The sequence below is a fragment of the Sediminibacterium salmoneum NBRC 103935 genome (genome assembly GCF_000511175.1).
In the GTDB taxonomy this organism is placed as follows: domain Bacteria; phylum Bacteroidota; class Bacteroidia; order Chitinophagales; family Chitinophagaceae; genus Sediminibacterium; species Sediminibacterium salmoneum.
The window spans coordinates 2965462-2975195 of sequence record NZ_KI866530.1 but is presented as its reverse complement, the minus strand read 5'-3'; the positions used below and the strand labels follow the sequence as shown (position 1 = coordinate 2975195).

Genomic DNA, 9734 nt, shown 5'->3' with positions numbered 1-9734 from the left:
CAGCACATGGCCTTCCACTGATGGAAATATATCCAGGAAGGCAAAAAACCGATCGTTCTCTGCTATTTTGTAAGAAGGAATTTCTCCCGCGATTATTTTAGCAAAAATAGTCATGTATAAAAATTATACAGTTATATCTTCAACTTTAAACTTAATGATGCCGTTTGGTGCCTGTACTTCAGCTACTTCTCCTTTCACCTTACCCAACAATCCCTTCCCGATTGGAGAAGATGCGGAAATTTTTCCCAATTTCAGGTCGGCTTCTTTCTCACCCACAATCTGATAAGTTACCGTTTTCTTAGTAGCCATATTGGTAATGGTTACTTTGGTCAGGATGGTCACTTTACTGGTATCAATGGTACTGGTATCTACAATTTTAGCATTGGCAATAGCACCTTCCAATTGTTTGATTTTGGCCTCTAACATGCCTTGCGCCTCTTTAGCCGCATCGTACTCTGCATTTTCCTTTAAATCACCTTTCTCCCTGGCTTCAGCAATGGCTTTGGAAGCAGCAGGACGGTCTACAGATTTCATTTTCTGCAATTCCTCGCGCATCTTATCGAAAGTCTCTTTCGTAACATACATGTTGGTTTCACTCATAGTTCCGGCTTTAAGATTGGTAAAAAAAAATACAACGCCACATTTGACTGCGGCGTTGCATAAATACAAAGGTAAGAAATTAATCTAATTCAATGTAAAATGGTTTTCTGATAAAAATTTGGCGGATTAAAAAAAACAACTACATTTACTGTGTACTATTACACTAATACACTAATCATGATTCATTTTAACAATGTAAGTTTTGGATACACTAAACAAAAAAAGCTGTACGACAATATTCACTTGGAATTAAAATCAGGTAGTGTTTATGGTCTACTTGGCAAAAATGGAGCGGGCAAATCAACGCTGTTAAAATTAATGGCAGGATTGGTGCACCCACAAAAAGGAGAATTAACTGTATTCAATGCATGCCCCATGAAAAGAGAACCTGATTTCCTGAACCAGGTATTTTTTATCCCGGAGGAAATTGATACGCCTAATATCCATGTACTTGAATTTGCTGCAGAGCAAGCGCCATTTTATCCACGGTTCAATCAAACCCAGTTTCTGGATTATTTGAAGGAATTAGATGTACCGATGACGAACCTGAATAAAATGAGTTTTGGACAAAAGAAAAAAGTATGGATTGCCCTTGGCATGGCATCTAATGCATCTCTCATCATTCTGGATGAACCCACAAATGGTCTGGATATTCCTTCTAAGAGAATACTAAGGAAACTGATTGCGTCTATTGTGAACGAGGAGAAATGCATCATCATCAGTACGCATCAGGTAAAAGATTTAGACAGCTTAATAGATCAGATTATTCTGGTAGACAATGGTGAAATTATTGTGAATACAGATACGAATACAATCATTGATAAAATCATTTTTCAGCATAGCAATCGTTCTGAAATAAGCAAGAACTGGATTTATCATGAAACAAGCTTAGCCGGACACCTAATTGTTAAAAAAAGAGAACAGGAAGAAGAAATCTCAAAACTAGACCTTGAATTATTCTTTAACGCAGGCATTACAAATAAGCATGCAATACAGGAACTTTTTAATCAGAAATCATGAACAACCATTTTAGTTTGAATAGAGCATTGCTTTTGCTTAGAAAAAACTTCAAAGAGAGCGGCAGTAGTTATTTACTCATGTTCCTGGCAGGATTGGGCATTTTACTTCTATCCTATGGGTTGTTAATTGTTGCCAGTTTCCACACAATGTTTCCAACAGGTGATAGAAAAATGATATTCGTAATTGGTCTCCTTTTAGGCGGAACATTATTTTCCTCCAGCTTTTATGGCTTCTTTAAATCGGAGGCAAAAACCATTCATTTTTTGTTATTACCAGCCACGGCAGGAGAAAAGTTATTGGTGGGTTTTCTTTTAACACAAATCATATATTTAATCATTTACCTGAGCATATTTACGGGAATTGATTGGCTTATGTGTTTGACATATAATGAATTCGTATCTATTCCTAATTGGATTATAGAACAGGAAAAACACTATTACCATGCCAAGCCTATCTTTCAGTCTGACACTCTTCTTTTTAAAGAAACAGTAATTTTATATTTTATCACTACTTCCATTGCTCACCTTGGCTCACTTAGTTTTATTCGCAATGCCTATGTAAAAACAGCCATACTATTTGTGATTGCATTTATAGGTGCTTTTTACATGAATAACAAAATGCTGGTGTTGTTAATACCAGAGGAAATTATGCCACATGGAAAATATTTTACAGACTCTTTCAGAATAGGACCACTACAGCAACCAACCGGCATTGTAACTTTACCTGAAACATGGCAGCTTCGCATCACTTGGTTCCTGCCAATTTTTCTTTATAGTAGTTGTTGGATTATGAGTTATTATAAGATAAAAGAAAAGCAGATTTAAACAACCAGCCCCCATGAATTTCCATTCTAACAAAGCCATATACATTCAGATTGCTGATCTTATTTGTGAAAAGATTCTGCTTCAAGTTTTTAAAGAAGAGGAAAGAATTCCATCAGTAAGAGAATTGGCTATTGACCTGGAAGTCAATCCCAATACAGTAATGCGAACCTACGAATACTTGCAGGATTTAGAAGTTATTACAAACAAACGGGGGGTTGGATTCTTTGTGTCAATTAATGGATTAACAAAAGTAACAGACTATCTTAAAAAAGAATTCACAGAACAGGATTTACCTGCTGTTTTCAAGAATATGCAATTGCTGCAAATAACAATTGGAGAAATAGAAGCAAACTATCAACAATATTTAAAAAGGCATAAAAAAACTTTATGAAAATAAGCAATCAAATCCTGGTCATTACCATCGCAGCAATTTGCGCCTGCTTTATAATGATCAATTTTAAATTAAGGGCAGAATATAAAAAAGGGAATATACAATCTTCAGTAAAAAAGATAATTCTGCCAACCTTCCATCATATTAAGGAATTAAAAAGCGATAAAAAAGAAGAATATGCTTATCTCCCAATAATCAATATCAATCAACATTCAGACTCAAGCATATTAACATACCATTTTTATAGTCCAATTGGTTACAAATACTTTGTTGAAAACGATACGCTTTTTTTAAAAAGAGATTCAAACACTGAGGGGGGATTACCCGTAATAAACCTGTATTGTAATAATTTGAAATCCATATCTAGTATTGAATCTCGGATAACTGTACACCATTATCAAACAGACAGCTTGCAATTAACTTCCCAAAATAATTCTACAATTGAATGTGTTGCATTGAAAAATAAATATTTGAATATTACCGCCACCAATAAATCTGCAATCATTCTATCGGCTATTGATACTATTCAAAAGTCTACTATAAAAGTTTTGAATAATGCTGAACTGAAACTATCAGATGCTTTCTTTAAATCATATGCACTCAACATAGATTCAACGGCAACAATTAGCACAACTGGAAAATCATTAAAGGGTTTGAATGCCAGGGATTTTGATTAATCAGAGATGCAGTTTTTGCAAAACTATATCAGCCATTTTATAGAAGGCCTCATGGCTATAGCCGGCAATATGTGGAGTAATGATAACATTCGGATAATCCAGCAATTGATTCAGCTGGGATTTTTCGGTTTCGTTATAAGAATCCAGCTTTTCATTTTCCAGCACGTCCAGACCAGCCGCCCTGATACGTTTGTTTTCCAAAGCCTTTAAAACAGCAGCTGTATCCATTACTTTTCCCCTGCAGGTATTTAAAAAGTAAGGCTGTTTTTTGAGTTGATTAAAAAAGGCTGTATTGGCAAAGTGGCGGGTTTCTTCTGTTAGAGGAAGGTGAAGACTAATTACTTCTGCTTCATTCATGATCTGTTCAAGCGTTGATTCTTCAATAAAGCTATTTCCAAAACCCTTCTTATACTTATCATAAGCAAGCAGTTTCACCTGAAATGGTTCAAGCAATCGGGCAAAAGCAAAACCCGTATTACCATACCCGATAATACCCACTGTTTTACCAGTCAACTCATCAGCACGGTTCTCGTCTCTTAACCAAAGCCCTTTCTTAACTTCATTATTAGCACTATTGATTCTGTTCATCAGGTTGAGCAACAACCCCAATGCATGTTCTGCCACTGCATTTCGGTTTCCTTCCGGACTGCTTTCGCATTGGATACCCCTACTTTGGGCATAAGCCACATCAATCAATTCCATACCACTTCCCAGTCTTCCAATCCATTTTAACTGTGGGGCTGCATCAATAACAGGGCGGTCAATGCGTAATCGGGTAGTTACAATCAATCCAACTGCTTCTTTTATTTGCAATAAGAGTTGTTCATAAGTAATGGCTGGCTCATAACATACTTCATATCCTTTCGCACTTAGTGTCTCTATTAAATAGGGATGGACTTTAGCAGTAACAATTACTTTCATTCGCTTCTATTTTTTAAGCCATTCTATAAGTCAGCGCAGCAAAGTCCTCTACGGTTAATTGCTCTGCTCTTTTGGTAAAAATTTCTTCCTGTAAAACAGCTGCATCAAAAAAAGGTTTCATTGGATTACGCAACATTTTTCGCCTTTGTCCGAATGCTGCTTTCACCAGTGTGAATAAGGCTTTTTCGCTTCTCACTGCTACCGGATTTTCTTTGCGTTTCAATTGAATCACACCACTCATTACTTTAGGCGGAGGATTAAAGGATTCCGGTGGCACATCAAACAAATACTCTACTTCATAAAAAGCCTGCACCAGCACACTAAGGATGCCATATACTTTGGTATTCGGTTTAGAAACAATTCTCTCGGCCACTTCTTTTTGAAACATGCCTATCATTACCGGAATCTGTTCTTTCCACTCCAATACCCTGAATACAATCTGTGTAGAAATATTATAGGGAAAATTGCCCACCATGGTAAACTGTCCTGCAAAAGGTACCGGCACATCCAGAATACTACCCTCGATAATAGCCTTGGAAAGAGCCGGATACTGGCGCTGCAAATACAGTACTTTTTCATTGTCCAGCTCCACTGCCCTGAATTGCTGAATCGGTAGTTCCAGCAAATACTTGGTAAGCGCACCTGCACCGGGTCCTACCTCCAATACCTGCTGCAGGTTTTCCGGCCTTTCTTTCATAACAGCCACAATCTGCTTACAGATATTTTCATTGGTAAGGAAATGCTGTCCCAGCGACTTTTTGAGCGTATATTGCATGACTGCAAAAGTAGTATTTTAGCAACCTAAATCGTGGTAAATGAGTAACGAAACACAAAAACCCATTATTGGCTTCACTTGCGGTGATTTAAATGGGATTGGATTGGAACTAATCATTAAATCTTTAATGGATCAGCGGATCCTTGACTTTTGTGTTCCTGTTGTTTTTGCCAATAATAAATGCCTGAATTTCTATAGAAAAAGCATACCCGATTCTAACTTTAACTGCACCAATATCAACCAGTTTTCCCGTCTGAATCCCAAGCAGGTAAATATTTTTACCGTTTGGGAAGAAGAAGTTACTATTACCCCGGGAGAACTGAACGAAACCGGTGGAAAATATGCGCTGAAATCATTGGAAGAAGCCACCAAAGCCCTTCAGGAAGGACATATTCACGGTTTAGTTACTGCTCCTATTCACAAAAAAAATATTCAGTCCGAGCAGTTTCAATATAGTGGTCATACTCCTTACTTCAAGGCGTTTTTCAACGTAAAGGATGTGGTGATGTTTATGGTAGCTGAAAATATGAGAGTGGGGTTGGTTACCGAACACGTAACTGTTGAGGAAGTTGCCAAACATATTACGAAAGAATCTATCCTGAGCAAATTGCAGATTATGTATCAGTCTTTGCAAAAGGATTTCGGAATTGACAAACCCAAGATTGCCGTTCTGGGATTGAATCCGCACGCCGGAGACGAAGGACTGATTGGCAAAGAAGAAATTGAAATTATTAAACCTGCTATAAAAGAAGCTAAAAATAAATCACTGGTATTTGGCCCCTATTCAGCAGATGCATTCTTTGCGAGAGGGATGCACGAGAAATTTGATGCCGTTCTTGCCATGTATCACGACCAGGGATTGATTCCCTTTAAATCTCTGGCAATTGGCGAAGGGGTCAACTATACAGCAGGCCTTCCTGTAGTTAGAACCAGCCCCGATCATGGAACTGCTTTTGATATTGCAGGTAAAGGAAAAGCCGATCATACCTCTTTCCTGGCTGCTACTTTTGAATGCATTGATATCATTCATCACAGAATGGGGCATGCAGACAGAAACAGAAATCCACTTAGAAAAATAAGTGCCCGAATGCTGGCCAATGCAGTGGATGAAAGAATTGAAGAAAACGAAGGATAATCACCATGATAGTTATAGAAAACAGCAACCTTCGCGTATCCATTTCAGAGAAAGGAGCCGAATTACAGGAAATATTCAGCAAAGAAACCCAGCTAGAGTATTTGTGGAGTGGTGATCCCGTGTTCTGGGGCAAAAAAAGTCCGGTACTGTTTCCAATAGTAGGAACATTAAAGAATGACAGCTTTCATCACAATGGCAATTCCTATTCTTTAAGCAGACATGGATTTGCACGTGATATGAACTTCAAACTCACGGAATCAAAAGAGAACAGGGCTTGTTTAACCTTACAGGCAAATGAGCAGACGCTTGCTCAGTTCCCGTTTTTATTTAAACTGAATATCATATACGAGCTAAACAAAAACCAGCTCAGCTGTACTTACGAAGTGGTGAACATTGATATAAAACCTATGTACTTTTCAGTGGGTGCACATCCTGCTTTTAAAGTGCCACTGGAATCCGCTTATGATTTCAGTGATTATCAATTGGTTTTCAATGAAAAAGAAACAGCAGGCAAATGGCCTATTTCTGCCGGAGGTTTAATTGAAGAAAACCCAATTCCCTTTTTTGAAAACTCCAGTGAAGTTGCCTTAACCAAAGAATTGTTCTATGGTGATGCCCTGGTATTCAAACACCTGAAATCTAATTCCATTGAATTAAAAAACAAGCAATCCAAACATGGATTTGTATTTTCCTGGAAAGACTTTCCTTACATGGGAATCTGGAGTGCCAAAGATGCCCCCTTTGTTTGCATTGAACCCTGGTGTGGTATTGCAGATCCGGTAAATACAACGGGAGAACTGAGACAGAAGGAAGGCATGAACCTGTTGGTGCCGGGTGAAATTTTCAGGAGGTCCTGGAGTGTTACCCTTTATTAATTCCGGCAGATTTTTTACTGATTATTGAAAATACTATTGCTTAAACCAGTATTGATGGTATAGGAACTGTAGTTGATTTCTACTCTACCCTTCCTGCCTTTCATTTTATCTTTAATGGCTTTATCTGTATCGTCAAACTCCAGCGTTATGCCTTTAGGTAACTTGTAATCTTTCGCATTAAAACTAAAAATTACTTTATCCGGCAAGCCATATTCGTCATATTTCCCATAAATTAATTCCATCTCGTAAGTTCCATTCTCCCGGGTAGTAGTAACCGATTTGCGAATCAACAAGTTCTGTTCGTCAATATATAAGGTAGATAAAATAATATCACCTGCATCTGCATTTGGTAATAGTTTCACCACCCTTACCGGAAGATTCTGAACCGTACTCATTCCTGCGTCAATCGCTACAAATCCCGTTTGCATTACCATGCTTCCAATATTAATGCTTACGCCACCCTTCGGTAAAACAGAAATCCCTCCATCTCTTTGCAATTTAAATTTATCAGGGCTTTTAAAAAACACTTTTACTTTGCCGATGGGTGCTTTAATAAAAGCCACATCGGTTTTCATTTTACCATCAGCGGTGTAGTCTTTTACCTTGTCTAGTTTGGCTTTTACTTTTATCACCAGTGCATTCATGTCTTGGGCGTTAGCACTTAACCCTCCCAAAAAAGAAAACAGTACAAACAATAATATTTTCACACTTGAATTTTTCATAAAACTAACTGAGAATATCTTTTTTTCTAAATAAGGCAATGGCCGTTCCTACAAATAAAACAATATGAATAACCAATATTGTAGCCGACTGAACAATCTTCTGTGGATTTTGAATACTGCCTATAATGGCTTCATTGGCATCGTTTACCTTGAAATCGAAAAACTCTTTCCAGGTAATCATATGGGTAGTGAACAGATAGGGTTTAATTAGATTGAATAGGGGAATATTCATGGTACTCAGAATGGTGCTAACAATAATTACACTCATGGTGGCAACAATGGGACCAATAGAATTTTCTGCAAAAAAAGACAAGAGAAATCCCAATGCTGCTACGGTTATCATAGCCAGCGCAGCAAAACAGAAAGCTCCTGCATATCTCCAGAACACATCAGACTCTTTTACAATTACCACATAACTGCTTTTCATCAGGAACAAATCATCGGTTCCAAAAATCAGCATACTTAAAAACAAACCCATAATAGCAATCCAGATCAACAACAAAACCGTGTAAATAGAAGAAGCCAGAAATTTTGCCAGCACAATAGAGGTTCTGGATTGTGGCTTGGTCATTAACAGGCGAAGGGTTCCCATATTGGCTTCACCTGAAATCATATCTGCTGCAATCAGGGCAATAAGCAAAGGAACATGCACCAGCAACAATTGCAGGATTACATAGCAGATAAAATAACCATTCAGAATTTTTCCATCCACGCTAAATGAGCTGGCAAAGTCGGCCATTACAAATTCGGCATACTCCTTTCCATCCACCCATAAGCCCAACTGAATAACGCCAATCAATGCAGTAATGGCTGCAAAAGACAAATAGGTTCTGGGTCTTTTAAAGACCTTGTATAATTCAATTTGTAAATGTTCCCACATATTGTTTTCCAGCTGTTACTTGTAAAAAATAATCTTCCAGATTATTTCTGGAAGCCAAAGAATATATATCAACTCCATTAGAGGAAAGCATTCGGTTAAAAGCAGGGATATCCGATCTTTTAATTTTTACCAACAGCTTGCCGTCCCTCTCCGGAAGCAAATCATTGCTCCATTCAGAAGATGCAATCACCCGATTTGCGGAGTCTTTGTTGGCAACTTCCATTTCCAGAATTGCCTGTTCAGCATTAATCAATGTAGATGCAGCCCCCTCTACCAGCTTCTTCCCCTTGTCAATAATTAAAATGCGGGTAGCTATCTGTTCAATTTCATTTAACAGGTGAGAAGACACAATCACCGTTTTCTTTTGCTCTCTGGAAAGGAAGAGTATTAAATTCCGGATATCTGCTATGCCCTGAGGATCCAACCCATTGGTTGGTTCATCCAACACAATTAATTGCGGATTGTGCACCAATGCTATACCTATACCCAATCGCTGTTTCATTCCCTGAGAAAAGGTTTTGACAATATCGTGCGCTCTCTCTGCCAGCCCTACTTGCTCAAGCTGGTTCATCAACAATGCACGGGAGGGATTGATACCACTTAATTTGGCAAACAATTTTAAATTTTCATACGCGCTCAGGTACTTGTATACATCTGGCTTCTCAATTACTGCACCAACCTGCTGAAGAATTTCCTTACGATGCAGTTGAAGCGGGAGGCCGAAAAGTTCAATATCACCCGCAGTAGGAGTAATTAATGTTAGCAGCATTCGGATAGTGGTACTCTTGCCAGCACCATTCTGACCCAAAAAACCATACACATCGCCCTGCTCCACTGAAAAGGAGAGCTGATCCACCGCAGTAAAGGATCCAAATTGCTTTGTTAAACCTGATACTTTTACTATCTGTTGCATT

Annotated in this window: 13 protein-coding genes; 6 read left to right on the top strand and 7 right to left on the bottom strand. The window is 38.2% G+C overall.

The window, feature by feature from the left end; genetic code table 11:
• Together P767_RS18040 and greA are read right to left on the bottom strand one after the other, a co-directional pair.
• Nucleotides 1-114 (bottom strand): HIT domain-containing protein (locus tag P767_RS18040; RefSeq protein WP_157611624.1); only part of this gene is annotated, 114 nt, incomplete at its 3' end.
• Nucleotides 115-123: 9 nt separating this feature from the next.
• A complete protein-coding gene (gene greA, locus P767_RS0113830) occupies nt 124-600 on the bottom strand; it encodes a transcription elongation factor GreA (protein ID WP_026765003.1) in 477 nt (158 codons plus the stop codon).
• A gap of 177 nt (nt 601-777) precedes the next feature.
• On the opposite strand from greA, the gene P767_RS0113825 reads away from it, so the two are divergent.
• The 4 genes from P767_RS0113825 to P767_RS0113810 are packed head-to-tail and all read left to right on the top strand — an operon-like array spanning nt 778 to nt 3512.
• The gene (locus tag P767_RS0113825) at nt 778-1620 is read left to right on the top strand and encodes an ABC transporter ATP-binding protein (RefSeq protein ID WP_026765002.1); all 843 of its coding nucleotides are present in this window, start codon (nt 778-780) and stop codon (nt 1618-1620) included.
• The gene (locus P767_RS0113820) at nt 1617-2444 is read left to right on the top strand and encodes a hypothetical protein (protein ID WP_026765001.1); all 828 of its coding nucleotides are present in this window, start codon (nt 1617-1619) and stop codon (nt 2442-2444) included. Before P767_RS0113825 ends, P767_RS0113820 begins: the two co-directional genes overlap by 4 nt.
• 13 nt (nt 2445-2457) lie before the next feature.
• Nucleotides 2458-2835, top strand: coding sequence for a GntR family transcriptional regulator (locus P767_RS0113815; RefSeq protein WP_026765000.1), 378 nt, complete (start codon nt 2458-2460; stop codon nt 2833-2835).
• The gene (locus P767_RS0113810) at nt 2832-3512 is read left to right on the top strand and encodes a hypothetical protein (protein ID WP_026764999.1); all 681 of its coding nucleotides are present in this window, start codon (nt 2832-2834) and stop codon (nt 3510-3512) included. Before P767_RS0113815 ends, P767_RS0113810 begins: the two co-directional genes overlap by 4 nt.
• On the opposite strand, the gene P767_RS0113805 is transcribed toward P767_RS0113810, so the two are convergent.
• On the bottom strand, nt 3513-4433 hold the full coding sequence (locus P767_RS0113805) for an NAD(P)-dependent oxidoreductase (protein ID WP_026764998.1): 921 nt from the start codon (nt 4431-4433) through the stop codon (nt 3513-3515).
• A gap of 13 nt (nt 4434-4446) precedes the next feature.
• On the bottom strand, nt 4447-5208 hold the full coding sequence (gene rsmA, locus P767_RS0113800; protein ID WP_026764997.1) for a 16S rRNA (adenine(1518)-N(6)/adenine(1519)-N(6))-dimethyltransferase RsmA: 762 nt from the start codon (nt 5206-5208) through the stop codon (nt 4447-4449).
• A gap of 40 nt (nt 5209-5248) precedes the next feature.
• On the opposite strand from rsmA, the gene pdxA reads away from it, so the two are divergent.
• Together pdxA and P767_RS0113790 are read left to right on the top strand one after the other, a co-directional pair.
• Nucleotides 5249-6343 carry a 4-hydroxythreonine-4-phosphate dehydrogenase PdxA gene (gene pdxA / locus P767_RS0113795; protein ID WP_026764996.1) on the top strand — a complete coding sequence of 365 codons (1095 nt, stop codon included), beginning with the start codon at nt 5249-5251 and terminating at the stop codon, nt 6341-6343.
• Nucleotides 6344-6348: 5 nt separating this feature from the next.
• Nucleotides 6349-7218 (top strand): aldose 1-epimerase family protein, encoded by an 870-nt coding sequence (locus P767_RS0113790; protein WP_026764995.1) that lies wholly within the window; start codon nt 6349-6351, stop codon nt 7216-7218.
• 14 nt (nt 7219-7232) lie between these two features.
• On the opposite strand, the gene P767_RS0113785 is transcribed toward P767_RS0113790, so the two are convergent.
• From P767_RS0113785 to P767_RS17160, 3 genes are read right to left on the bottom strand one after another with little or no spacing between them, the layout of a single operon-like run.
• A complete protein-coding gene (locus P767_RS0113785) occupies nt 7233-7925 on the bottom strand; it encodes a LolA family protein (protein ID WP_157611547.1) in 693 nt (230 codons plus the stop codon).
• A 19-nt stretch (nt 7926-7944) separates the two neighbouring features.
• Complete coding sequence (locus P767_RS0113780) at nt 7945-8820, bottom strand: ABC transporter permease (RefSeq protein ID WP_026764993.1); 876 nt, start codon at nt 8818-8820, stop codon at nt 7945-7947.
• Entirely contained in the window at nt 8798-9733 is a 936-nt protein-coding gene (locus tag P767_RS17160; protein WP_037351888.1) for an ABC transporter ATP-binding protein, read from the bottom strand. Before P767_RS17160 ends, P767_RS0113780 begins: the two co-directional genes overlap by 23 nt.
• Between the last annotated feature and the right edge of the window lies 1 nt (nt 9734).

What these genes read in the sequence shown, in the direction of transcription:
- P767_RS0113815 (WP_026765000.1), top strand. Translation starts at nt 2,458, where the DNA reads ATGAATTTCCATTCTAACAAAGCCATATACATTCAGATTGCTGATCTT.
- pdxA (WP_026764996.1), top strand. Translation starts at nt 5,249, where the DNA reads ATGAGTAACGAAACACAAAAACCCATTATTGGCTTCACTTGCGGTGAT.
- P767_RS0113780 (WP_026764993.1), bottom strand. Translation starts at nt 8,820, where the DNA reads ATGTGGGAACATTTACAAATTGAATTATACAAGGTCTTTAAAAGACCC.
- rsmA (WP_026764997.1), bottom strand. Translation starts at nt 5,208, where the DNA reads ATGCAATATACGCTCAAAAAGTCGCTGGGACAGCATTTCCTTACCAAT.
- P767_RS0113810 (WP_026764999.1), top strand. Translation starts at nt 2,832, where the DNA reads ATGAAAATAAGCAATCAAATCCTGGTCATTACCATCGCAGCAATTTGC.
- P767_RS0113805 (WP_026764998.1), bottom strand. Translation starts at nt 4,433, where the DNA reads ATGAAAGTAATTGTTACTGCTAAAGTCCATCCCTATTTAATAGAGACA.
- P767_RS0113820 (WP_026765001.1), top strand. Translation starts at nt 1,617, where the DNA reads ATGAACAACCATTTTAGTTTGAATAGAGCATTGCTTTTGCTTAGAAAA.
- P767_RS17160 (WP_037351888.1), bottom strand. Translation starts at nt 9,733, where the DNA reads ATGCAACAGATAGTAAAAGTATCAGGTTTAACAAAGCAATTTGGATCC.
- P767_RS0113825 (WP_026765002.1), top strand. Translation starts at nt 778, where the DNA reads ATGATTCATTTTAACAATGTAAGTTTTGGATACACTAAACAAAAAAAG.
- greA (WP_026765003.1), bottom strand. Translation starts at nt 600, where the DNA reads ATGAGTGAAACCAACATGTATGTTACGAAAGAGACTTTCGATAAGATG.
- P767_RS0113790 (WP_026764995.1), top strand. Translation starts at nt 6,349, where the DNA reads ATGATAGTTATAGAAAACAGCAACCTTCGCGTATCCATTTCAGAGAAA.